Annotated in this window: 29 protein-coding genes and 1 tRNA gene; 22 read left to right on the top strand and 8 right to left on the bottom strand. The window is 40.2% G+C overall.

Annotated features, from left to right (window positions below; genetic code table 11):
* Positions 1-114 precede the first annotated feature (114 nt).
* A complete protein-coding gene (locus JOD17_RS18030) occupies positions 115-507 on the top strand; it encodes a recombinase family protein (RefSeq protein ID WP_204699415.1) in 393 nt (130 codons plus the stop codon).
* A gap of 242 nt (positions 508-749) precedes the next feature.
* Positions 750-1,778 carry an STAS domain-containing protein gene (locus JOD17_RS18025; protein ID WP_204699413.1) on the top strand — a complete coding sequence of 343 codons (1,029 nt, stop codon included), beginning with the start codon at positions 750-752 and terminating at the stop codon, positions 1,776-1,778.
* Here the strand turns inward: JOD17_RS18025 and JOD17_RS18020 are convergent.
* The 3 genes from JOD17_RS18020 to JOD17_RS18010 form a co-directional block, all read right to left on the bottom strand.
* On the bottom strand, positions 1,687-3,219 hold the full coding sequence (locus JOD17_RS18020; protein ID WP_204699411.1) for an FAD-dependent oxidoreductase: 1,533 nt from the start codon (positions 3,217-3,219) through the stop codon (positions 1,687-1,689). The two genes, JOD17_RS18025 and JOD17_RS18020, sit on opposite strands and share 92 nt — an antisense overlap.
* 61 nt (positions 3,220-3,280) lie before the next feature.
* A complete protein-coding gene (locus JOD17_RS18015) occupies positions 3,281-4,039 on the bottom strand; it encodes a metallophosphoesterase (RefSeq protein ID WP_204699410.1) in 759 nt (252 codons plus the stop codon).
* Positions 4,040-4,120: 81 nt separating this feature from the next.
* Positions 4,121-4,393, bottom strand: a complete 273-nt coding sequence (locus JOD17_RS18010; protein WP_204699409.1) for a hypothetical protein — start codon at positions 4,391-4,393, stop codon at positions 4,121-4,123.
* 121 nt (positions 4,394-4,514) lie between these two features.
* On the opposite strand from JOD17_RS18010, the gene JOD17_RS18005 reads away from it, so the two are divergent.
* From JOD17_RS18005 to JOD17_RS21875, 13 genes are all read left to right on the top strand, one after another.
* On the top strand, positions 4,515-4,967 hold the full coding sequence (locus JOD17_RS18005) for a GNAT family N-acetyltransferase (RefSeq protein ID WP_204699407.1): 453 nt from the start codon (positions 4,515-4,517) through the stop codon (positions 4,965-4,967).
* 88 nt (positions 4,968-5,055) lie between these two features.
* Positions 5,056-5,205 carry a hypothetical protein gene (locus JOD17_RS18000; RefSeq protein ID WP_193745043.1) on the top strand — a complete coding sequence of 50 codons (150 nt, stop codon included), beginning with the start codon at positions 5,056-5,058 and terminating at the stop codon, positions 5,203-5,205.
* A gap of 214 nt (positions 5,206-5,419) precedes the next feature.
* Complete coding sequence (locus tag JOD17_RS17995) at positions 5,420-6,418, top strand: TAXI family TRAP transporter solute-binding subunit (protein ID WP_338028826.1); 999 nt, start codon at positions 5,420-5,422, stop codon at positions 6,416-6,418.
* A 25-nt stretch (positions 6,419-6,443) separates the two neighbouring features.
* A complete protein-coding gene (locus JOD17_RS17990) occupies positions 6,444-8,405 on the top strand; it encodes a TRAP transporter permease (RefSeq protein WP_204699405.1) in 1,962 nt (653 codons plus the stop codon).
* Between the two features lie 13 nt (positions 8,406-8,418).
* Positions 8,419-9,129: a FadR/GntR family transcriptional regulator gene (locus JOD17_RS17985; RefSeq protein ID WP_204699403.1), complete on the top strand. Its 711-nt coding sequence runs from the start codon at positions 8,419-8,421 to the stop codon at positions 9,127-9,129.
* 17 nt (positions 9,130-9,146) lie between these two features.
* Positions 9,147-10,574, top strand: a complete 1,428-nt coding sequence (locus JOD17_RS17980) for an FAD-binding oxidoreductase (RefSeq protein WP_204699401.1) — start codon at positions 9,147-9,149, stop codon at positions 10,572-10,574.
* Complete coding sequence (locus JOD17_RS17975; protein ID WP_204699400.1) at positions 10,567-11,832, top strand: (Fe-S)-binding protein; 1,266 nt, start codon at positions 10,567-10,569, stop codon at positions 11,830-11,832. Before JOD17_RS17980 ends, JOD17_RS17975 begins: the two co-directional genes overlap by 8 nt.
* 12 nt (positions 11,833-11,844) lie before the next feature.
* Positions 11,845-13,041, top strand: a complete 1,197-nt coding sequence (lhgO, locus tag JOD17_RS17970; protein ID WP_204699399.1) for an L-2-hydroxyglutarate oxidase — start codon at positions 11,845-11,847, stop codon at positions 13,039-13,041.
* A 155-nt stretch (positions 13,042-13,196) separates the two neighbouring features.
* Positions 13,197-13,328: a hypothetical protein gene (locus tag JOD17_RS21625; protein WP_255343347.1), complete on the top strand. Its 132-nt coding sequence runs from the start codon at positions 13,197-13,199 to the stop codon at positions 13,326-13,328.
* A gap of 222 nt (positions 13,329-13,550) precedes the next feature.
* On the top strand, positions 13,551-13,733 hold the full coding sequence (locus JOD17_RS17965) for a hypothetical protein (RefSeq protein ID WP_204699398.1): 183 nt from the start codon (positions 13,551-13,553) through the stop codon (positions 13,731-13,733).
* A gap of 261 nt (positions 13,734-13,994) precedes the next feature.
* Positions 13,995-15,590 (top strand): ribosomal protection-like ABC-F family protein, encoded by a 1,596-nt coding sequence (gene abc-f, locus JOD17_RS17960; RefSeq protein ID WP_204699397.1) that lies wholly within the window; start codon positions 13,995-13,997, stop codon positions 15,588-15,590.
* 89 nt (positions 15,591-15,679) lie between these two features.
* Positions 15,680-16,822 (top strand): MBL fold metallo-hydrolase, encoded by a 1,143-nt coding sequence (locus JOD17_RS17955; protein ID WP_204699396.1) that lies wholly within the window; start codon positions 15,680-15,682, stop codon positions 16,820-16,822.
* A 12-nt stretch (positions 16,823-16,834) separates the two neighbouring features.
* A complete protein-coding gene (locus JOD17_RS21875; protein WP_204699437.1) occupies positions 16,835-17,095 on the top strand; it encodes a DUF3006 domain-containing protein in 261 nt (86 codons plus the stop codon).
* Between the two features lie 30 nt (positions 17,096-17,125).
* Here the strand turns inward: JOD17_RS21875 and JOD17_RS17945 are convergent, their stop codons facing one another.
* On the bottom strand, positions 17,126-17,266 hold the full coding sequence (locus JOD17_RS17945; protein WP_152549339.1) for a lmo0937 family membrane protein: 141 nt from the start codon (positions 17,264-17,266) through the stop codon (positions 17,126-17,128).
* Positions 17,267-17,408: 142 nt separating this feature from the next.
* On the opposite strand from JOD17_RS17945, the gene JOD17_RS17940 reads away from it, so the two are divergent.
* The 5 genes from JOD17_RS17940 (at position 17,409) to JOD17_RS17920 (ending at position 20,225) form a co-directional block, all read left to right on the top strand.
* Positions 17,409-17,484, top strand: a tRNA-Val gene (locus JOD17_RS17940).
* A 226-nt stretch (positions 17,485-17,710) separates the two neighbouring features.
* Entirely contained in the window at positions 17,711-17,860 is a 150-nt protein-coding gene (locus tag JOD17_RS17935; RefSeq protein ID WP_204699395.1) for a hypothetical protein, read from the top strand.
* Positions 17,861-17,924: 64 nt separating this feature from the next.
* Positions 17,925-19,070, top strand: coding sequence for an amidohydrolase (locus tag JOD17_RS17930; protein ID WP_204699394.1), 1,146 nt, complete (start codon positions 17,925-17,927; stop codon positions 19,068-19,070).
* A gap of 69 nt (positions 19,071-19,139) precedes the next feature.
* Positions 19,140-19,760 carry a superoxide dismutase family protein gene (locus JOD17_RS17925; protein ID WP_042359874.1) on the top strand — a complete coding sequence of 207 codons (621 nt, stop codon included), beginning with the start codon at positions 19,140-19,142 and terminating at the stop codon, positions 19,758-19,760.
* A 237-nt stretch (positions 19,761-19,997) separates the two neighbouring features.
* Entirely contained in the window at positions 19,998-20,225 is a 228-nt protein-coding gene (locus JOD17_RS17920) for a hypothetical protein (RefSeq protein ID WP_042359873.1), read from the top strand.
* Between the two features lie 64 nt (positions 20,226-20,289).
* Here JOD17_RS17920 and JOD17_RS17915 read toward each other — a convergent pair whose 3' ends face one another.
* The 3 genes from JOD17_RS17915 to JOD17_RS17905 all read right to left on the bottom strand — a co-directional run bounded on the left by JOD17_RS17915 (position 20,290) and on the right by JOD17_RS17905 (position 22,711).
* Positions 20,290-20,613, bottom strand: coding sequence for a metal-sensing transcriptional repressor (locus JOD17_RS17915; protein ID WP_373902440.1), 324 nt, complete (start codon positions 20,611-20,613; stop codon positions 20,290-20,292).
* Between the two features lie 74 nt (positions 20,614-20,687).
* Positions 20,688-21,794 (bottom strand): ABC transporter permease, encoded by a 1,107-nt coding sequence (locus JOD17_RS17910; RefSeq protein ID WP_204699393.1) that lies wholly within the window; start codon positions 21,792-21,794, stop codon positions 20,688-20,690.
* Positions 21,791-22,711 carry an ABC transporter ATP-binding protein gene (locus JOD17_RS17905; RefSeq protein ID WP_204699392.1) on the bottom strand — a complete coding sequence of 307 codons (921 nt, stop codon included), beginning with the start codon at positions 22,709-22,711 and terminating at the stop codon, positions 21,791-21,793. The genes JOD17_RS17910 and JOD17_RS17905 overlap by 4 nt, the downstream gene beginning before the upstream one ends.
* A 177-nt stretch (positions 22,712-22,888) precedes the next feature.
* Between JOD17_RS17905 and copZ the strand changes: the two genes are divergently transcribed.
* Entirely contained in the window at positions 22,889-23,092 is a 204-nt protein-coding gene (gene copZ, locus JOD17_RS17900; protein ID WP_204699391.1) for a copper chaperone CopZ, read from the top strand.
* 45 nt (positions 23,093-23,137) lie between these two features.
* Positions 23,138-23,659: a cyclase family protein gene (locus JOD17_RS17895; RefSeq protein WP_204699389.1), complete on the top strand. Its 522-nt coding sequence runs from the start codon at positions 23,138-23,140 to the stop codon at positions 23,657-23,659.
* On the opposite strand, the gene uvsE is transcribed toward JOD17_RS17895, so the two are convergent.
* The gene (gene uvsE, locus JOD17_RS17890; RefSeq protein WP_204699387.1) at positions 23,651-24,322 is read right to left on the bottom strand and encodes a UV DNA damage repair endonuclease UvsE; all 672 of its coding nucleotides are present in this window, start codon (positions 24,320-24,322) and stop codon (positions 23,651-23,653) included. The two genes, JOD17_RS17895 and uvsE, sit on opposite strands and share 9 nt — an antisense overlap.
* Positions 24,323-24,457 lie beyond the last annotated feature (135 nt).

Raw genomic sequence — 24,457 nt, 5'->3', positions numbered from 1 at the left:
GATTCAAAAGGTTGAACGGAGGGTAGTGTACGTATAGGAGATCTTTACTACTTGTAAAGTTAAGTGTGTAAAGGTAATAATAACAATACGTTCATACTTAAAAGAGGTGCTACTATGATTTATGGATATGTAAGACCATACAGTCGGGATGAAGAAGGTTGGCTTCAAAATCAACTGCTAGAAAAGTATGGCGTCAACACGATTGTCCAAGAAGGGGATTTTGGTGAGGGTTCCGATAAAGAACTACATGATTTACTTGAGCAATTACAACCAAAGGACACGGTTGTTGTCGTTAAGCTTTCTTGTTTAGCCGCTTCGAGCGAATTATTACTTGAGATGTTAACGTATTTCGATGATAATAACATTCGTTTTATTTCACTGTTCGATGAAATTGATACGCTACGCTTAGGATCTGTCTATTTAAATGCGATTAAGCGAATGGATGAATTTGCTTTTGATGTACGTAGTGAGCGGACAAGACTAGGAATTAAGCGTAACAAAAAATAAACTTTATTTATTTTAAAATAATGGGTTTAAGCCGTGGTAGATCCGGGTATATGAGGATGTACCTTATTTGATTACCATCATTATATGGTTTCATACACTCGGATTTGAATCATTAATGAGAAGCATAGCCAAGTAGGCTATGTTTTACTTTCATGAGTTATTTTATCCAACAGAATGTACAATAGACACGCACAAATTTATCTTTAATAACCATTGAATATTACAGATTAGAGGAGAAGAGCATGAACGAGAACAATCAACTGTATACATACATGATCAAACGAAGTGAGGGCATTACTGAGCGCTGGTTTGAAGATTTGGAATCCGATGAAGGTGTGTATGGAAGTAAAAATGAAAGCGTCATTACGAAATTAAAGAAGCAAAATCATGATTTCCATATTCAATTTTTTAATTTATTCAAAGGTGACGGTGTTATACACGTTGATTCTTGGGTAGCGCGAGTAGCAAAGGATGAATATCATCAGAACACCCCATTAGATACAATTATTGGTGAATTTATGAACAACCAATTAATTTATATCGAATTGTTCGAAGAATATTTGCAAACTGTTGATCCGACAATGGATGTTGCTGAACAGCGGCATTGGCTAAAGGCAATTACGAAGCAGATGAATGATGTGATTGTTCAGTTTACGAAAGAATATGAATCTCAGTCGCAAATGCGAACGAGAGCACAACAAAAGACCATTGTTGAATTAAGTTGTCCGATTCTAATGTTGAGTCAAAGAACGGCACTTTTACCTGTTGTAGGAGACATCGATACATACCGCGCAAAGATTATGTTTGAACAAACACTTTCACAAAGTGCTGAGAAGAAAATTACTGAGCTATTTATTGATTTATCTGGTGTACCCATCATTGATACGATGGTTGCTCAACAAATCTTTCAATTAATTGAAGGTCTTAGACTTCTAGGTGTATCAACGACACTTTCAGGATTACGACCTGAGATCGCTCAAACAGCTGTACAGTTAGGAATACAATTTGAGAATATTTCAATTAAATCTTCTCTCGCACAAGTCGTCGAAGAACGTGGGATAATCGTACTGTTACAAAAAGTGAGTAAGGAAGAATCCTTGCTCACTTTTTGTTCAAGTATTCTTAGCCACATGTTAATTAGGTTCAAGATCGATACAAATCTTCATGAGTTTGTTGTCATTAATAACCGGATGATTCTTGATCGACATCAATCGCATCGAACATCGTATACGATTTCGTTTGTAACGGTTTCTCAGCAGGACCTTCAATAACTTCTCCAGTGTATGAAAACCGTGAACCGTGACAAGGACAATCCCACGTACGATCCCCATCATTCCAGTTTACTTCGCAACCGAGGTGTGTGCATGTTGTATCAACGATATGAAGTTGACCATCATCATCTCGATAAGCACCACTTCGCTGACCATTATGTTTAAATACGGTGCCAGTTCCACGTTCTAACTCGCCTAAAGATTGCTTCGTCCCATCTAGCTTTCCTTTAATCAAGTGTGTAGCGACGTTCAAATTCTCACGAAGAAACGTAACAATAGATGGATCTGCATAAAAACGTTTCGGATTATACAAATCGGCATAACGGTTTTGTTTTTGTTCTGCTAAGTCGCTTAAAATCATGGCAGCGAGCGTACCTGTAGTCATTCCCCATTTACGATAACCTGTACTTACATAGGTATTCGGATAATCGTCATGCATCGGCCCGATATACGGTAATTTATCAAGCGTCGTTAAATCTTGCGCAGACCAGCGATCAATCACTTGTTTGATCCCGAACGTTTCTTCAGCGAATTTCTCTAAAGCTAAGTAATGATGGGATACGGCTTTCCCTTGTCCTGCTTTATGACTCTCACCTCCGATTAATAGTACATCTTTCCCTTTATAAGAAGCTTTACGTATCGATCTCGTATTGGGTGATTCAGGATTTAAATACATCCCGTCATCGATCATTTGCATCGGCTCAATCGCAATCACGTAGGAGCGTTCAGCGGTAAGTCTGGAAAAATAAAAATGACTACCTTCATAAAAGGGGAAATGAGTACAAATGTACACATTTGAGCAAGTGATCTGATTGCCATCACTCGTCTCTACAACAGTTTGTTCACCGTGGTTTATGTTGACTGCAACCGTGTTCTCATAAATGGTTCCGCCTGCTCGAGTAATCTCATGAACGAGTGCAGAAAGGTACTTCGTCGGATGCATCTCAGCTTGGTTTGCCATTTTTAATGCTTTCTTTGATGAGAGCATATCAATTTGCGTATGTTCATACGGAATGTTTAACGCATCATAGGCTTTTTCTTCTTGTTCAAGCTTTTGAACGTAGCGATCACTTGTAGCATAAAGAATTGCATCTTTTTTTTCGTAGTCACAATCGATTTCAAGTTCTTGAATGGTTGATTCAATTTGCTTTGCTGCATCAGCAGCACCTTCATAATGGATGCGTGCATTGCTTTTGCCGATGTTTGATTTGAATTCATCGTAAATCAGTGCGTGTTGAGCCGTGATTTTAGCTGTCGTATGCCCTGTCGTCCCATCCATGAGTCGGTTTGCATCGATGAGGGTCACGTTTTTCCCTTTCTTAGAAAGCAAATAGGCGAGAGTAATTCCAGTAATCCCGGCACCGACGATGAGATGGTCAACTTCTATATCGGAATTTACTTTCGGGTAGGTGTGCTCGTGTTCGTCTAGCCAAATGCTCATACTTCTTCCTCCTTGACGGTTTGATTTTTTTAGTATTGATCAAATTGGAAGAAGTATACAGTCAAGAAGATGCTCTTTGAAAACGAACATCAACGAAGCGAATTTCTGAACGACTCCCTAGTCGAATGGGCGGTCCCCACGTTCCAAAGCCGGATGAAACGATCATTGATGTACCGTTATGTGTTTTTATTCCATAGTCTAGCGGGAACTTTTTATTCGTAACAAAGTGTAATGGTGATACTTGGCCTCGATGAGTATGACCGGAGAAGACAAGGTCAATGTGATCGTTAGTTGAAAGTTCTTTAAGATCGAGTGGTTGATGGTCTAAGACGATGCCAAATCGCTCTCGTGAAACATCTTTGACCATTTGTTTAGCCAGTTTACGATTTGTAGGATCTTCAGCATCTTTACGTCCGATAATTGAGATTGAATCTCCGAGGTAAACAATATCATCTTGTAACAAAGAGAAGTTTGCTTCTTTCATTCGTTCAATATATTCATCAACATCTTGACCGTAAAATTCATGATTTCCAAGCACAACAAACGTGCCGAGCTTGGATTTTAAGTGAGATAACTCATCAAACATTTTATTTCTCTTTAGCGGTTCAATGTTGTCTTCCATCACATCGCCAATGAGTGCAATGGCATCGGCATTCAGTCGATTTACTTTTTTTACGAGTTGTTGTATTCGGCGGTTGCCATTGATATTGCCTAGATGAATATCGGTAATGACAGCAATTTTAAATGACAATTCTTTAGAAGTTTTTGTGGACGTAATCGTGTGATGTTGAATAATCGGTGACCATGCATTACGATACATAACGAGTAACAACGTTATAAAGGTTACCAAGCCGACCAGGAGAATAATGTTTACTATTTCAGAGGTGAGTAGTTCTAAGAATTATAAACTAATAAGTAACAAGTCGATCGGAATTGCAATGTATAAAAAAGGTAAAAATAGACTCAAAAAAAGCGCACCGAAGACTTTTATAAAGCGTCCAATTGTCAGGTGGGCGATGAACCGACCAAGGAAAAAGCTAAGTGTAAAGGCGACAAATGGAACCCAAAAATAATACACATTCATTGCTAAAATATAATCAAATAAAAATGCGCCATTAAAACCGATGTACAAGCTAAGGAGAATAAATATTGGCGCAGCATATCGTTTTTTCATGTTCGCTAGCTCCCTATAAACGTTATGATAATGGCTTTTTAATTCCCTACATCATAAGGAGCGAAACGCAAATCCGTGAATATGATACGATGGCACTGAACGCAAATGGAGGTGCAAGGTCATGTTTATAAGACGTGCAACACTGAATGACGTAGAAGGTTTAATCGACATACGAAAGAAGCAATTAATTGATGAAGGTATTACAGCTGATCAGGGAATTGACGATCAATTGCGACAGTTTTTCATGGACAAGATTGAGTCAGATGACCTCATCCAATGGCTTGCTGAGGAACAAGGTGAGATCGTTGCTACGAGTGCAATTGTCTTTTATCAATTTCCACCTACCTATACGAACGTAAGCGGTGTGAAAGGGTATATTACGAACATATATACTAAACCAACACATAGAGGTAAAGGGTTTGGAACAAAAATGCTTGATCTAGCTGTGAATGAAGCGAAAGAGCGGGGAGTACATAAGTTATGGCTTGGTGCATCTGCGTTAGGAAGGTCAGTTTATTTAAGGTACGGCTTTGAAGAAACAGACGAATGGTTAGAGTTAAACGTTCCAAAATAGAAATTATGACGTTACATCTAGCCATCGTTTTGGTTTCATGTATAATGGGTATATAAAAATATACTAGCGCTGAATTGGGGCTTTAATGATGAGCTATGAAGACCGTAAGATTTTTCTAAGGGAGCTAGAATGGCTCGTTCAATTTCAAAATCGACTAAATGATCATGAACACTATGAATGTGCAAAAGCGATCGATGTAGAAATTGAAGAATTAACTGTCTTACTTAGAATCTATTAACTGGAAGCTAGCGAGTCGATGAACGACCATCAGAACTGTCTAAGAGTCATGTATCGTACGTTTATAAACCGTAATTAGAACCCTGGAGGGTTCTTTTTTTTATTAATTCATTAAAAAAAGCTAATTATCTAATATTTATATTGTAATTTGTCCGATAAGTTGTATACTTGTCATACAACTTACTTAAGCGCTTACATAAAGGGGAGGAATTTAGGTGCTCAAGAAAACAACGATTCTTGCAGGACTAGTTAGTACGTCAATGTTGTTGGCATCTTGTAATGAAGGAAATCAATATTTTTCAATTGCCACAGCATCGACAGGAGGTACATATTATCCAATTGGCGTAGGGATGGGAAATTTATGGACAGAAGAGTTGATTGACGAAGGAATACGCGCGACAGGTCAGTCTTCTGCCGGTTCGGTGGAAAATATTGATTTACTTAGAAAAGAAGAAGCGCAATTCGCAATACTTCAAGGGCTAATTGCTGACCAAGCTTATCAAGGAACATCGGTTTTTGAAGGGAACGCTTATGAAGACTTACGTTCCATTACGATGCTTTGGCCAAATGTTGAACACTTTGTTTTGATGAACAATTATGTTGAGACAGGTACGATCGCTGATATTGAAGGTCAGTCATTTTCTGTTGGACCACAAGCGAGTGGAACTGAACAGTCGACGCTTGCTTTAATTAATGGAATCGATCTTTCGATCCAAGATATTTCACCAGATTATCTTGGTTACGACGATACGATTTCATCCATGCGTGACGGTCGATTAGATGGAGGTTCTTTACCAGCAGGGGTCCCAGTAACGGCTATTACGGATATGTTTGCAAGTGGAGTCAATGCTAGTGTACTCGAAGTAACAGACGACCAATTAGATTCAATTAATGACGGACAGCCGGTCTTTTTTAGGTACACAATTGAGGAAGAGTCCTATCCAAGACAAGAAGAACCAATTGAAACGATTGCGCAATCAAATATCTTAGCTGTAGATAAACACCTTGATGATGAAAGCGTTTACCGATTGACGAAGATTTTATTTGAGAACTTAGAAACGATGTATCAAGTTCATAATTCCGCAAAAGCAATGTCTTTAGAAACGGCATTAGACGGAGTTTCTGTGCCGTTACATATCGGGGCGTATACGTATTTTGAAGAAGTTGGAATGGACATTCCTGAGGAACTAATTCCTCCAGAGGCAGCAGAATAATAAAACGGATTAAGGGGGACATGTGATGGCTGTAAATGATGCGACTGAAGTTAAAGAAAAGGACGTTGAGCAAGACCAAGCAATGATGGGAAGACAATTAAAAGGTTGGCAATACAAAACGATGGCTGTTATTGCAATACTTTTATCTGGGTTCGCCATTTACGTAAATAGTTTAATGAACATTCAAGAGATTTACCGAAACATTATCTTCTTGGCATTATTACTAATTTTAGCGTTTTTGTTGTATCCAGCTCGTAAAAAAGGAAATATGAAAAGATTCACAAAAATCGACCTTGCGCTAGCAATTATTAGTATAATAGGAACAGGTTATATTTTAATTTTCTATACGACGATCCATATTGATCGCGTTTCACAAGCGATTCCAATTGATTATGTTTTTGCAATTATTACAGTACTTCTACTACTTGAAGCGTCAAGAAGAACACTCGGAACGTTCATTCCAATTCTAGCTGGCGCGGCGATGATTTATGCTGTTTTTGGTCCTTATTTTCCAGGGATGTTCGGTCATGCAGGGTTCAGCATTGAACGTTTGCTTTATAGAGTGTACATGACAACAGAAGGGGTCTTTGGGTTAACGTTGTCAATTGCCTCTACGTATATCGTAATCTTTATTTTGTTTGGAGCATTTTTAAGTGTTAGTGGAGCTTCGAAGTTATTTAATGACTTAGCCATTGCAGTTGCTGGTCAACGACGTGGTGGACCTGCTCAAGTGGCTGTTATTTCTAGTGCATTAACTGGTTCATTAAATGGTAGTGCAGTGGCAAACGTTGCAACAACAGGTGCGTTTACAATTCCTTTAATGAAGCAAGTTGGTTTAAAGCGTAACTACGCGGCAGCCGTTGAAGCGACGGCATCAACAGGTGGTATGATGATGCCTCCGATCATGGGTGCAGCGGCATTTATTATGGCAGGGTTTCTTGGGGTGCCGTATGCAACCGTTGTTTTTGCGGCAATTATTCCGACATTCTTGTATTTTATTGCCCTCGTGTTTGCGATTGATTTAGAAGCGAAGAAGCAAGGGTTAAAAGGGATGAGTAAAGACTCTATACCACAAGTGTGGACGGTGTTAAAAGAACGAGGAGTTTTGCTATTTCCGATTCTCATCGTAATTGGGACGTTACTTGCAGGGTATACACCGTTATTTGCAGGCTTTGCTGGGATTATTTCAGTAATTGTTGCAAGTTGGTTAACGAAAGATAAAGAAACACGAGTAAACATATCGAAAGTTAAAGAAGCGTTTATTGGCGGGGCTAAAAGTTCTGTTCAGGTAGGGCTTGCGTGTGCGTCCATCGGAATTATTATCGCTGTTGTCACAATGTCAGGACTTGGATCAGCGATTGCATACAACGTCTTAAATGTAGCAAACGGCATGCTTTGGATTGCGTTATTACTCGTCATGGTAACGTGTATCGTATTAAGTATGGGTCTTCCTTCTACAGCTCTATACATCGTCGTTGCTGTAACTGCAGCACCAGCACTTATTGAAATGGGCATTAACCCAATTGCAGCGCATTTCTTCGTATTCTGGTTCGGTGCACTTTCAAATATTACACCGCCGGTAGCACTGGCTTCTTACACAGCAGCGGGTATTGCAGGTGCAGATGCAATGAAGACGTCTTGGACATCTGTAAAGTTAGCTTTACCAGGGTTTATCATTCCGTTTATGATTGCGTACAACCCAGTGATGGTCTTACAAGAGACGAGTACACACTCAGTGAATGCTCTGACAGTTACAACCACGGTTGTGACATGTGTAATCGGAGTGTTCGCGATGGCTGTCGCTTTAAGTGGCTATCTATCAACGGATTTGCAATTAATAGAAAAAATTACTTTCTTCGTTGGTGCAATTCTTTTAATTGCTCCAGGTATGATGACGAATGTCATCGGATTTATTCTAATTGGATTAACGATGGCTTGGCATATGATGCGTTCAAAACGTGAGGCAGCAGTAAACATGACCTCCTAAAAGGTGTGATCAAATGAGCAAAGTGTTTATCGAGCGTAAACACATTTCACAACAAGTGTTAGAACAATTAAAAGAAATGATTCAGAAAGAACCGTATCGTCGAGGGGTTAAACTACCTTCTGAACAAGAACTTTCTGACTTATTTCAAGTCAGTCGTTCACCGATTCGTGAAGCATTAAGCGTGTTAACCGCAGCAGGCGTTATTGAATCGAAACAAGGTGGCGGCAGATGGGTGAAAGATGTAAAGCTCGTCGATATGCTCTCGAATTTGAAAATGGGGCTCATTTCTATGGAGGAAGTACATTCTCTCCTAGAAATGCGTCACATCATTGAAACAGAAGCGGCGGCACTAGCGGCGACTCGTGCGAATGAACGTGATCTCATTCGCTTAGAAACCGCCTTATTACAATTTAAAGAAACGGTTCAAGATGAAACGGTCATTGGTAGTGAAGCGGATACGCATTTTCACTATGAAATTGTACGTGCATCAAAGAACCCCTTTCTCGTGTCATCACTTGAAAACATCGGGGAGTTGTTAAATCAAGCGATTGAGTATTCCCTTCGATTTAATATTGGAAAAACCGAGAAGCGTAGAGACGTTTATAAAGAACACGAAAACGTATTTCTAGCTATACAAAAAAAAGATGCATCAGGTGCTAGAGAAGCAATGAATATACACATTACGAATGTTCGTAAAAAACTAGGTGATAAGAGTCTGGATTAAAAAAGGATGAATATAGGATGAATGAGAACCGTAACGCAACAGAACTCGTTCAAAGGTTACGAGCGAAACAGCTCATTAATGAAAGTCGGATTTTAACGTCACTGTCTGATCGTGCGTCATATGCTTATGACGCATCGTTCGGACATCACATCCCTGAAGTTGTCATACAACCGACAGCTACAGAAGAAGTTTCAGAGATTGTTACACTCGCGAATGAATTACATGTTCCTGTGTATCCAAGAGGCCAGGGGACATCGTTAAGTGGTGGCCCAATTCCGGTGTATGGTGGCGTCGTGTTAGATTTCTCTCAATGGGACGATCGATTAGAAATTTATCCTGATGATATGATTGCAGTCGTTTCCCCAGGGGTGATTACGGGTCATATCGATGAAGCTGCAAAAGCTTTTTCAATGATGTATCCCCCAGATCCGAGTAGCATGAATGTCTCTACAATTGGAGGCAACCTCGCCGAAAATGCTGGTGGACCGAGAGGTTTAAAGTACGGTGTAACGAAAGACTACGTACTTGGCCTAGAAATTGTCACCGCAAATGGTGATATTATTCGTACCGGAGGTCAAACGGTCAAAAACGTCACCGGCTATGATTTAACGAAACTAATTGTCGGTTCAGAAGGCACACTTGCTGTTATTACAGAAGCAACACTGAAACTTGTCCCACGTCCAAAAGCAAATAAAACGATGCTCGTTTTATTTGACGATCTCATTGATTCTGGAAAAGCAATTAGTGCGATCTTACGTGAAGGCATTACCCCTTCAAAGCTTGAGATTATGGATCAAGCTTCAATAAAAGCTGTCGAAGCTTATCAACCGACAGGGCTGCCGATTGATGTTGAGGCACTACTCTTAATTGAGATTGACGGACACCCACTAGCCATTGAAGAAGAAGCTGAGCAAGTGCGAGGGTGTTGTTTGAAGAATGGGGCTAGGGAAGTACAAATTGCGAAAAGCGCTGAAGAAGCGAGTAAGTTTTGGCAAGCAAGAAAACTCGTTTCTCCTGCGATTGTGCAAGTGAAACCTACGAAAATCTCAGAAGATGCGACCGTTCCAAGAAGTAAGATTCCAGAGATGTTTCGTATTTTAAAAGAGATTAAAAACGCGAATAACATCGATCTTGTTGTGTTTGGACATGCTGGAGATGGCAATCTTCATCCGAATATTATTGCTGATGTTCGCGATGAAGAAGAGATGAAACGTGTAGAAAAAGCTGTAGGAGAGATCTTTGAAGCTGCGATTGAACTCGGTGGCACATTATCTGGAGAGCACGGAATTGGCACGATGAAAGCACCGTTTATGGAAATGGAACTCGGAGCAAAAGGTTTAGCAATGATGAAGACAGTAAAGGAGAGCTTTGATCCGAATAACATCTTAAACCCAGGAAAGATTTTTCCTGAAAAAGGCCAGAAGTTGGTGTTACGCGATGGTTGATAAACGACTTGCCTATCAAGAGACGTTTGATTGTGTTCAATGCGGATACTGTTTGCCTGCTTGCCCGACGTATCAAACGATGAACAAAGAAACGCATAGTCCAAGAGGGCGAATAAATCTCGTGAAAATGGCAGCTGAAGGAAAGATTAGTTACGACGATTTAAAAGAGCCGATTGACATGTGTCTCGGCTGCCGTGCATGCGAAACCGCATGTCCGACCAATGTTCAATATGGATCGATCTTAGAGTCAGCAAAAGAAGTTTTGCGCATAGAAACGAAACGTTCAAAACGTGAACGGTTCATCGAAAGCGCACTCTTTGAAAAGCTACTTCCTCATTCATCTATGCTTGCAATAGCAAAGTTCGGCTTATTGTCTTATCAACGACTACCTTTGCAATTTGTTGCACGAAAAACGGGTATTTTGAATGTAGTACTTCCTAAAGGAATGGTAGCTTTTGAATCAATTATACCGATGGCGGAGCGTTCTAAAGAAAAGAAAGCTTACGAAGAAGACGCACCACAGGGAACCGTTAAAGTCGCGTATTTTCTCGGCTGCTTAATGGATACGATGTTTTCGACGATTAATGACCAAGCCATTCAACTGTTACGAAAAGCTGGTGTTCATGTAACGGTTGTCAAAGACCAATCGTGTTGCGGTGCGCTTCAGTCGCATGGTGGAGATCTTAAAACGGCACGTCAGTTAGCAAAGAAAAACATTGAAGCTTTTGAAAGCGGATCGTTTGATTACATCGTGTCAAGTATCGGTGGCTGTGGTGCGATGCTCGTTGAGTATGATCATCTGCTTAAAGATGAACCCGCTTGGAAAGAACGTGCAGAACGATTTTCTAAAAAACATGCGGACATTTCTATGGTGTTGGCACAAAGCAATTTAACATATAATCACCACGTTCATCATACAGCTGTCTATCAACCGTCTTGTCACATGACTCATGTTCAAAAAAATGTCGATGCACCGTTGGAGTTAATCGCTAAAGTCCCTGGCTTAAATTATGTGCCAATGGACAAACAAGACCTTTGTTGTGGTTCAGCAGGGATCTACAACATCGTGAACTACGAAGCGTCAATGGACATTTTAGATTACAAAATGCCAGCGGTCGTCAGTGCGAAACCGAATTTGATTATTACGACAAATCCAGGGTGTCATTTACAAATGAAAATGGGTGTTGAGCGTGAAGGAATGAGTCATCAAATTCAAGTGAAACACCTCGTTGAAGTCATCGCAGAATCTTGTTTATAGGAGAGGGATAACATGCATGATTACACAATTATTGGGGGAGGAATTGTCGGTTTAAGCGTTGCTTACAACCTTCTAAACAACAATCCTAACTTAAAGGTTCAAGTCATCGAAAAAGAAAAAGAAGTAGCCTCACACCAAACTGGTCATAACAGTGGTGTCATCCATTCAGGTATTTATTACAAACCTGGCAGCTATAAAGCAAAGTTCGCAAAAGCTGGTAGCGAGTCAATGCGTGCATTTTGTCAAGAACATGACGTAGATGTGGATATATGTGGCAAAGTCATTGTCGCAACAGATGAATCTGAGTTAACAAATTTAGAGAATCTATATGAGCGAGGAAGAACGAACGGTCTTGATGTTGAACTCCTAGATGAAAAGCAATTAAAAGAGATCGAACCTCACGTTAATGGTATTAAAGCTATTCGTGTTCCAACGGCTGGAATCGTTAGCTACAAACACGTATCTGAGAAATTAGCAGAATTACTTAGAGTTAGCGGTGGCGCCATTCACCTAAGTGAAGAAGTGACATCCATTGTAGAATGTAATCAGTCTGTTACGGTTAGAACGAACAACAAAACGTATCATTCTCATTACCTCATTAATTGTGCGGGACTTCAAAGTGATCGTATTGCCAAGATGGCGGGGTATCATTTAGATATGAAGATCGTGCCATTTCGTGGAGAGTACTATAAGTTGAAGCCCGAGAAGCGTTACCTCGTTAATAATCTCATTTATCCTGTACCTAACCCAGAGTTTCCGTTTTTAGGGGTTCACTTTACGCGTATGATTGATGGAGAAGTTGATGCAGGACCAAATGCTGTTTTGTCGTTTAAACGCGAAGGGTATAACAAGACGGACTTTAACGCGAAAGACTTGTCTGAAGTGTTAACATACGGAGGCTTTTGGCGAATTGCCCGCAAATATATGAAAACGGGCATCGGTGAAATGGTTCGTTCCTACAACAAAGATGAGTTCGTAAAAAGCTTGCAACGTCTTATTCCAGAGGTGCAAAAAGAAGATCTCGTTAAAGCGCCAAGTGGGGTTCGTGCACAAGCACTCACAGTTGAAGGAAAAATGGTTGATGATTTTCATTTAGTGAATGGGAAGCGTTCACTTCATGTTTGCAACGCACCATCCCCTGCTGCAACTGCATCTTTAGAAATAGGGAAAGAAATTGCAAAGCAAGTCCTTATTCCTAAAACAAGCTAGAGACTATGAATTTCAGCAGTATTATACAGACTTTTGGTTGCTAATGTTACAAACGTATGATAGTTTAACATTTCGAATTCAAACTAATTACATCTTTTTACAATTTGTTTACAAGCGTATAATATATACTGAGCCAGAAATCAAGGAGGATCAGTGTGGTCGTATTGACTTGGGAGTTATACGCTTTGGAATACGAAATTCACGACATCAGGAACGAACTTAAACGATTACAAGAAGAGGCAGACCAAATAAAGCAAGCATTTCAAACGAGGCAACTTGAAAAGTAAGCGTACACGTGATGTGTGCGTTTTTACTTTGTTACAAAACTGTAAGAATTACGCAAGACAAATGACTACGTTTTTATTGGCTTGTTCGATAAAGTAGTAGATATAGCAGTGAATGAAGGAGGAGCATTTCTTGAACATGAATTTCGTGTTGCTCGTAGCTTTTTTTATTCTCGTTGTGGGAACAGTTGTTATTTTTCAAAGAATTGGGTGAGGAGACGTTTCATGGATGTGTTAAATCGGTTTGGATTGTTTAATGTATTTATCGTATTCGGAGGGTTGGTGCTCATCCTTCTTTATGTCGATTTTGACAATCCACTCGTGTTAGATGTAGTTATGCTCGTTGCATACGCGTTAATCGTTGCGATGCACTTAACGAGACTTGTGATGATTTTGAAGAACCGTTGACAATAAATTAGGAGTATGGCATGCTTTAGCTAAATCTAAGAAAGGAAAGGTACAACGTCGAATGTGGAACTAATTCTATTACAAACAGACAATAGTAATACAAATATGTATGAATCATGTCTAGAGATAGGACTAGTCTGCCCAAATGTACCCTTTCCAATAAAGCGAAAGAAAATGAATTCAAACGTGATTATGCGTTTGTTTTATTCGTGTACGTTTATAATGGATTAAACTCTCTCTAGACAACGCTGGAGGGATTTTTTGTTATTAAGAGCAAATCATTTAAGTTACTCAGTCAAAGGGAAATCATTATTCTCAATTGAACAGTTGCACGTATATGAAGGTGAACGAATCGGGTTGGTCGGCAAGAATGGTGTTGGAAAGACGACTTTATTACAAGTGCTAGCCAACATGAAATACGTTGACCAAGGTGAAGTGATTCTTAAAGGTACGTCCGCTTTTGTACCTCAAGAAGATGATCTGCCTAGTTTGGAAGCTGAGCACAAAGAAAGACATTTGTGGAATGTACCGCAGACGCCAAACAGTGGTGGGGAGAAGACTCGTTTGAAGATCGCACATGCGTTTGCAACGGAGGCAGAACTTCTCATTATGGATGAACCGACAAGCCATCTTGATGTAACTGGCATTGAACAATTAGAAGAACAAATCGTTAATGAATCTCGTACCGTTATCGTTACGTCGCATGATATCGCGTTTTTAAATAATGTTTGCACGACGATTTGGGAATTAGACGATGGGAAGTTGACGGCATTTACGGGCAATTATGATGCGTACAAAAAACAAAAACGCGAGAGGGTTGACGAGCAAGCTTTTCAATATGAGCAATATGTAAAAGAAAAGAAGCGGCTGCAACAATCAATTGAAGGAGTAAAGAAAAAGTCGGCTTCTGTAAAAAAAGCTCCTTCACGGATGGGGAATTCAGAGGCGCGCTTGCATAAGCGTAGCGCTGGTGAAACGAAAGCGAAGCTAAATCGGGCAGGAAAAGCAATCGATTCAAGAATACAGCAATTAGAAGTGAAAGAAAAACCTAAAACTGAAGCATTGCTTGTCTTTAATGCTGCGCAGTTTACGCCACTAAATGCAAAATACGTGTTGCAATTTCAAGATCAGCAATTGATAATTCCAAATCAGAATGTAGCTAAAAAGCTATCAGGTCATGTTCAACGTGGAGATAAACTAGCAATTATTGGTGAAAATGGAAGTGGGAAGACGACGTTACTGCGTAACATGTATAAAGACCGAACACGCTTTTCGGTTAGTAAAGCGGCGAATATCGGTTATTTTGATCAGCATCAAGAACAGGTTGATGGGGCTCGTACGATTTTAGAAAATGCGCTAGATCATAGTCCCTATGAAGAGTCTTTTGTACGTACGGTATTGGCTCGACTACAATTTCGTGGTGATGAGGTGCATCAACGAGCCGCTTACCTAAGTGGCGGTGAGCGGGTAAAGTTGTCACTCATTATGACGTTACTCGGTGAGCACAACGTTTTGTTTCTAGATGAGCCAACGAACTACCTTGATTACGCTGCCAAAGAAGAGCTTATAGAATTATTAATCGCTTTCCCAGGTACAATCATTTTTGTCACTCATGATCGCCAATTTATTGATGAAGTTGCGAGTCATACGCTCGATTTAAGTAAAGATGAAGCAAGGGTAAAAGATGTGAAGCACGTAGAAACTACACAAGAGCCAGAGACAATGGACCACATGCAATTAGACTTGCAAATTACAGAAACGTTAAGTCGACTTGCGACAACAGTTGATGAAGAGGAAAAAGCATTATTAGATCAGAAGTTCCAAGAACTGATGAATCAAAAGAATCGTCTGAAGTAGCGGGAAATGTTCCCTGTTAACGTTTGTCACCTATGAGGATAAACCACTTCTCGCAAGAAAACACTAACAAAAACGAGAAGGGTGAGATGATGAAACGAATTGTATTCCTATTTTTTCTGCTCGTCTTAATGACAGCTGCAGGTTGTCAAGAAGCATCACCAGATGTAATCCCTGATGATGAACTAGGTCGCTTGCAATACTTGAATTTGAATTCTGCCTATGATGATGGTGATGAACGTTATCCAAACCGAGGGCAATATGAATTGCCGGATTTGTACATTCATTATATTGATGTCGGTCAAGGAGATGCGACACTTTTGCATTCGGAAGATTTCACAGCACTCATTGATACAGGTAGACACGATCAAACGGATGTAGTTGATTATTTAGAAGAACAAAACGTAAACGAAATTGATTTATTAATCGGCTCCCACGTTCATGCTGACCACATCGGACAAATGGATAAAATTATTGAAGGATTTAATGTAAAAGAAATATGGATGAACGGGGATGACCACACGACTGCGACATTTGAACGAGTTGTAGATGCAATCCTTAATGCAGATGTTACCTACGAAGAACCGAGACACGGTGACTCAGAAATTTACGGGAATGCAACGTTTACCGTACTCCATCCTGAAACACTTACAGAACACAAAAATAATAACTCGCTCGTCATTAAAGTCGCTTATGGTGACCAAAGTTTTTTATTTACAGGTGACATTGAAGAAGGGGCAGAAAATGAACTTCTAAAACGTGATGTTACCTTACAAAGTGATGTACTCAAAGTATCACATCACGGTTCAAGCTCATCCAATAGTGAAGCGTTTCTTAATGCAGTGGAACCGAGTTTAGCGATCTATTCTGCAGGTGAAGGAAATCCATTTGACCATCCACACGATGACGTGTTAAATCGTCTAGAGGCGATTGGTACAAATGTGTATGGAACAGACGTTTCAGGCAATATCGTCGTAAAGACAAACGGTCGTGATTATTCGGTAAAAGCAAGTGAAGAAAAAGACGCAGGTACGTGTTACGCTGGTATGGTAGCTGTGAATCGTGCGACTGTTGAAGAGCTACAAGAAATTAGCCAAATCGGCCCTGCAAGAGCAGAACAGATTCTAAACTTGCGACCTTTCACATCTTATGAAGATTTTCTTCGGATTGAAGGAATTGGACAGGAACACCTTACATCGATTGAGCAACAAGGGTTGGCTTGCTTTGATGATTAGGAGGGATGAGCGATTACAGAAAAGCGTGCTGTTCTAGATCGTATTGAAGACGGGATTGCAGTCTTATTAGTCGGGAAGAGTGAACAAGAATATCATGTAAAAGCAAATGAGTTACCTGAAGGAGCTACAGATGGTACAGTTCTTGACGTTCAAATTACGAACGATCAAATTGTAGACATTGCAATTAATCAAGAAGAAACCGCAAATCAAAAAGCAAGAATCTCTGCTAAAATGAACCAATTGAAAAAGAAAAAAGGTGGAAGGTTCTCATAAAGAAAGACCGTCAATTTTGACGGTCTTTCTTTACCTTCGTCCTGTTAATAATTGAAATATAAAAATAACGAGTGCAACGACGAGTAAAATGTGAATAAGGTTGCCTGCAACATCAGCGATAAAGCCTAATAGCCATAATACGATAATCACGAGAATGATTGTCCAAAGCATTGCGTACCTCCTGGCGTTTTGGCCTTATTGAAAAGTACCCTTATACCTATGAAAACAAACCAGTAATAATGACCTGTTTTTATGGGAGGAAGATGTTGACAGTGTTTAGAAACTATCATATAATATAGTTGTCGCTGATAATGTTCCGTTAGCTCAGTTGGGAGAGCGCCACCTTGACAGGGTGGAGGTCACTGGTTCGAGCCCAGTACGGGACACCATAAGTGAATCTATAACTCGTTTTGAGTATAATAACGTAACCGCATTCTGCTACTAGTAGCAGAATGCGGTTTTTTAATGTGTGTTGTTCTTCAGTTCCTCAGGATGATTTCTATTTTGTTGAAAGTTGTATAAATGATAAATATACAGACATTTTTTGTCAAATATGTAGAAGTCGATTTGGTCTATGTGATAGGATGATGCTGAAAAGGGGAAAGGGGACTGGTTATGGATAAAGAAACACGGGCAGACCAACTACTAAAAATAATGGAAGCATTGAACTATTATACAGTATTAACAGGAAAAGACACTGACCAAGAGTTTCGTTACATTGCAGAAATGCTAGAAGAGGAATTGCAATTAAATATCGCAAATTAATCGTCAGAAATTCCCTCATTGAGGGAATTTTTTGTTATTGTTAGATAATAGAGGAGGCGATGATATGAAAGCTTTTTATAATGGAACGATTTTAAAAGGGGATGGAACCGAAGTTCATGACTCGGCTTTACTCATTGATCGAGGCAAAATTGTTGATATTGTAGGCGAAGATACGATTCCTGAAGACTCCACAAAGATCGATGTACGAGGCGGCTACATAACACCAGGTTTGATTGATGTTCATACGCACTTAGGGGTTAGCGAACAAGGAATTGGTAAGGAAGGTGCTGACTTTAATGAGACGAGTCACCCTGCCACCCCAGAAATCCGAGCGCTTGACGGGTGCAATCCACGTGAAGAAGGTTTTCTGCATGCATTAGCATCTGGCGTCACGACAGTTCAAGTATTACCAGGAAGTGCAAATGTCATAGGTGGAGAAATGTTTACGATGAAGACGGCAGGGGAGATCTTAGATGAAATGGTCATTCAGTCTCCGTCTGGAATGAAAGCAGCTTTAGGAGAAAATCCTAAAGGTGTGTATGGAGGCAAAGGAAAACGTCCAATTACACGTATGGGTGTTGCAGCAGTTTTTCGTGAGCAACTTTATGGAGCGATCGATTACATAGAAAAACGAAAACAAGGCAACGCAGACGTTCATTTAGGCTATGAACAACTTGCTAAAGTTCTTCGTAAGGAAATACCGTTTCGAATACACGCTCATCGAGCAGATGACATTATTACAGCGCTGCGTTTACAAAAAGAGTTTGGGTTTAAGTTAACGCTTGAACACGGGACAGAAGGTCATTACATTCCAGACTTCTTGAAAGAACAAGGTGTTTCTATTTCTGTAGGTCCGACGATGTCACCTAAATCTAAAGTAGAAACGAAAAACAAAGGTTGGCAAACTGTGATGGAGTTTGAACTTCGCAACATGAACTATGCGATCACCACAGATCATCCTGTCATAGCCATTAATTATTTAGTTCAAAGTGCAAGTGAGGCAGTAAAAGCGGGTCTAAAACAAAGCGCTGCGTTTCGTGCGATTACGTCTAACGCTGCAAGGCATTTAGGGTTAGAAGACCAAGTCGGTGAGTTACATTCGGGAATGGATGCAGACGTTGTTATTTGGACGGGCCATCCGTTTCTTTATACAACGACGCTCGTTAGCACGTGGATTCATGGAGAACGAGTCCATTCTTTTGAACAATAACTCGTTTTGCATGTATAGACGCCACCTGTTTGTGTCAAGGATACGAGTATACGAACGGGAGGCGTTTTTATGAAGAAGCTCTTAGTCGTTTTACTTGCAATGTTAATTGTAGGTTGTGCAAATGACGAAAGTGCACCTGAAAATGAAGAAGCTTATGAAGTAAGCGCAACACAGCAAGACCACGCTCCGCTTAGACCAACTGCCGTTGCAGAGGTTGTGAATACGAATTATGACCAAATTGGTGAAGCGAACTTTTACCAAGATAGCCAAGGGAAAACGGTCGTTCATACGAAAGTAGAAGGTTTAAAACCTGAAGGGTTCCATGGGTACCACATTCATGAAAATGGTGTGTGCGAAGTTGATGCAGAGGAAGGTCCGTTTATGAGTGCAGGTGGTCATTTCTCTTTGTCTGACCATGATCATGGACATCATACAGGCGATTTGCCATCACTTTACGTAAATGAAGATGGAACCGCTCAAGCGACATTTATGCTTGATCAATTTACACCAGAACAATTATTAGAAAACGATGTATCATTAATTATTCATGAAGGTCGGGACAATTTCGCCAATATTCCAGATCGCTACCAATCAAGTGAAAGCGACGCACCAGGTGCAGATGAAGAAACACGCTCAACTGGAGACTCGGGTGATCGAATCGGTTGTGGTGTCGTTGTAGCACCAGAGTGATGAAAAGCAGGACCGGTTGGTCCTCAGATTGTCTGATAAGATATGTACTGAAAAAGTGACTACTGTGGCTACGTTTACAAAAAGCGTAGCCACAGTAGTCACTTTTTATTGTGGGTACATCATCTCTATAACGTTTTGTTTGTTAGTGATTAAGAGGAGAAAGCGGATCTTTTTTAATTCAAATGGGATAGAGATTCGTCGTTATGGACAACTTAACGAAAACAGGAGGAATGATTCATGAGTCATTACGTATGTCCAGCGTGTAAAACGAACAAAACGCGTTTTCACATTATTGAACAGTCACCGCAAGCGGTGAAATTAGATCCTCAGAACGGGGACGTTGTTCAGTCGTATGAGCAAAGCGATCTTGATCCGTTTCACCTTCCTTATAAAGGACCACATAATCGAATTCAATGTGGAGCTTGTGGTTTAAACGAAGATGAACGCCAATTTATGAGACAATAATCGTACGTTAGTTTCAAAAATGAAGTCATAAAGAAAACCCTCTGCATCATGCAGAGGGTTTTCTTTATGACTTCGCGTATTGATCAATGACTTTCATGAGCTCATTTAACGTTTCTTCTTCTTTGCCGTTTTTAATGTCATGGACAACACACGTCTTGGCGTGGTGTTCTAAAAGCGAATACCCGACTTTCTTTAGTGCAGCTTGAACTGCGCTAATTTGAATTAATATATCTACACAATAGCGATCGTCTTGGACCATGTTTTGTAATCCGCGGATTTGTCCTTCAACACGGCGTAATCGCTTTAACATACGTTCTTTATCAGCATTCGGTTCAATAGGGTGTTTGGAATGTTCGTGTTCCATCATTTCTACTTCCTCATCCATCATCGTAACCTCCCTGTCATGCAACTTCTACTAACAGTATAACGGAGCAGAAGATGAATATCCATCGTATTATCGTGTTAGGCCGCATCCCGGAGGAAACGAGGGTAAAGGAAGAGAGCGATTGCAAGGCAAATGATTGTAAACACTAGCAATATCACTAATGAAGGAAGAATATTCACAAGTGTTCCACTTGATGCCATGACTTCTAAATATGCTTGATGAGCCCAATATTGTGGGAAGAAAACGCTCGCTTGTTGGACAAAATTTGGCATAAACTCGATTGGCATCCACAATCCAGAAACGATTGCTCCTCCTAAAGCGAGTACTTGTGTAATGGCGATCCCAGAGTTCTCTGAACGAACAGCCATGCTAATAAGTAAACCAATGGCAGTTGCTGTCATTGAAAGAAATAGTGAGAGTGTGAAGATCGCCATAAGATGACCAATCTGAACATCGTATACGAGCCATCCAAAGCCAAGGAGAATGACAATTTGCAACATCACAACAACGATAAACGCAAACCATTTTCCTAGTAAATAATGTAACGGGTGTTTTGGACTCGTCGCAAGTCTTGAAATCATACCTTGACGAAGATCTTTTAAAAGTGAAGATACCATTGATATACAGATGAAAAAGGTAAACATAACTGCGTAACCTGGCACGATGTGTGTAATTGCATCAACAGACTGGTCCTCGATTGTCACTGCTTCAAGTTGGAACGGCGCTGTAAACCATTCTTCAGCGAAAACATCCTCACCAACAGCATTACTTACGTTTTGCTGGCTTGCTTGTAAATGCAGTTGTTGGGACACATTGTCAATGATGCCATAAAGAGCGCCAGCAGTGTCTTCTTGTGTACCATCATAATGAAGTGTTAGCTGCTCTCCATTTATTTCAAGTAACGTCGAAATGTCGCCACTTTCGAGAAGTTCATTTGTTGAATGGGTTGAATCGATTTGTTCAAAATCAATCGTGTCAATGTGCTGTAGCTGTTCAATGAACGGATCTGTTAACATCGTGGAATCAGTTACAACGACATGGAGTGAGAGTGATGTTGTGTTCGATTGATTGCCGAAAATGGATGCGAAAATGACAATGAAGAAGATCGGTAACAATAAAGTCCAAAAAACCAAGCCTTTGTCTCGGAGCATTTTCTTTAACTCAAGTGAAAAATGTGCATTCATGACTGACCCTCCTCAGATAATGACTGGCCTGTTTTTTGTAAGTAGATGTCTTCCAAAGAGGGGGTCACCATTTGTAAATGGTGTACGTCAATGCGGTGTTCTTTCATTGTTGCTGTCAGTTGATGAATGAGTCGTAATGGATCGTCGCTAGGAAATACATAGCCATTTTTACTCTCTTTTGGTTCTCCTAAATGTTGAAAATGTTTGAGGTCACTCGTTTTAATGGACACTTCCACGGCTTTTGTCGTGTTTTTTTGTTTAATCGTTTGTGGAGAATTCATATCAATTACTTCTCCTTGATTGAGAAAACATACGAGGTCACAAAGTTTCTCAATCTCTTCCATATAGTGACTACTATAAATCACGGTTTTGTTCGATTTGATTAACGTTTTGACAACGTTATAGATTTCGTTTCGTGAGTTAGGATCGACACCGACAGTTGGCTCATCCATAATCAAGAGCAACGGATCGTGGAGCAACGTGCATCCAATGTTTAAACGGCGCTGCATCCCGCCAGACAATTGCTTGACGATCGTTTTTTTGCGATCTTCCAATTGAATCGTTTTGAGAACATGATCTATTCTCTCTTTTTGAATGGAGGAAGGAACATTGTAAACTTGGCTGAAAAATTTTAAATTATCTTCGACCGTTAACGTTTCCTCTAAACAGATTTCTTGAGGGACGTAACCGAGTTGTTGTTTGATTTTCGCAGAATTCCGTTTCGTACTTTCACCTGCAATCGTAATTTCACCGTGATCCGCTGACAGAATCATCGTAATTAACTTTAATAATGTAGATTTGCCCGCTCCGTTCGGTCCAACGAGACCGAAGCAAGAACCTTCTGGAATCGAAAGTGATACGTTTTTAATGACTTGTTTCTTTCCGTAAGACTTTGACACTTGATCAATCGTTATCATATTTGTTCACCTCACGTCTTGTTACTAACAATGGTACGTGAGTGTACCGGAGTTAATTATAAGTAATGAATGAGAGAACGAGGAACGAACATAAGAGGTTAAGAAATGAACATAAGAAGCGGAAGGTTTTTGATCACGGTGTTGTCCATGGTACGATAGAGAAGAGGAGGGATCGATATGAAAGACACATTTTCGGTACAAGGAATGTCTTGTAATCACTGTGTACAAGCAATCGAGACGAGTGTCGGTCAACTTGATGGTGTTACACGTGTTGATGTAGATTTGAACAAGCATCAAGTAGGGGTCGACTACAACGAAAAAACGATCTCGAAACAAGCAATCGTAGAAGAAATTGAAGATCAAGGATACGATGTCATCTAAAAACGCCTCGCACAGCGAGGCGTTTCACCGTATTGGGGGATTAGCATGAAGGTAATTGATTTAAGTCAGACCATTCATAATGGAATGGATGTATACCCTGGAGATCCAGAAGTTACAATCAATACGGTTTGTACGCTTAGTGAAGATGAGTACGTTGTTCGTCAACTGACAATGGGTAGCCATACGGGCACACATGTGGATGCATTTTCACATATGCATGAAAGTGGCTTAACATTAAGTGAGATTCCTCTTCAGCAGTTCCTCGGTCAAGCTGTACGGATCGATCTACGACATCCATTTCCAGAAAAAACAGGATTAATCTTTGCTGATTGTGTAGATCTTGATCACTATGAAAAAATTGTAAAGGTCCATCCTCCATTTGTTGGTGGTGAAATTAGCGAGAAGCTTGAGCGCGCGCTATTAAAGAAACAAATTGTGACCTATACAAATCTAGCCTCGTTAGAGAGTCTTCCTAAGTTAGAACCGTTTTTGTTCGTTGGGCTACCACTTAAAATTAAAGACGGTGACGGTTCGCCCGTTCGTGCAGTCGCAGTTTTTTTATCGTGAAACTATACCACCACAGTGGCGCTTGTATCCGCGAATCTTTGTGATGTCTTCAATTAGCTTGAGGCAAGCCCGGTCTTTTGCTTTAGCTTCAATCATATCATCATTTTCAAATGTCATCTGTTTTGCAATCGCTTTAGGAATTGATTGGATATTGTGTGAAAAGCGTTTGATCGCTTCAGATCGATCATTGTAGGTGCCACCAACATGGATGTTTATGCGAATGTCTTCATGAAGGTTCATCGCTTTACTTAATGCGTAATGATACGTTAAATCTTTGATGGCGTTATCGGTGACGTGCTGTTTTGGACTTGTGAATAGTGTAAATTGATTCGGGTGGAAGCTCGTCCGCAATTGATTTGAGTTAACAATTTCGCCAATTTCTTCGTATAAGTGCCTAAAAGGAGTAATATAATCAAAATCGACATCATAATGAGTCGCAAGCGGAACGATTGATGAAGAAAAACGATATAAAGGAATTTGTTGTGCGACAGTGTAAAGAAGAATGCGGCGAGTGCGACGTAAGTTTTCTTCGGTAATCGCATGTAATTGTGAAAGAGCATCCTTTGGATCTAATGATTTGAATCTTGAGAACGTCATCGTTTTTGCAGGGGATGCTTCGTAGAGATGTAAAGCGTTAGAAACAAACCCAAATCGAATGTGCATGTATGCCTCCTTGCGCGTTTTTGTCTTAGAAAGGGTACCCATCTGGATGAAAACTAAACCTGTGAGCGCGCCTAAGACTTTTCAGAAAAAAGAATTAAATCCGAGTAAACGACTTGACGTTATCAATAAAGTGCA

The organism is Geomicrobium sediminis, assembly GCF_016908595.1.
Lineage (GTDB): Bacteria > Bacillota > Bacilli > Bacillales > Marinococcaceae > Geomicrobium_A > Geomicrobium_A sediminis.
The sequence above is the reverse complement of the archived record's forward strand: the minus strand, read 5'-3'. Positions and strand labels throughout refer to the sequence as shown.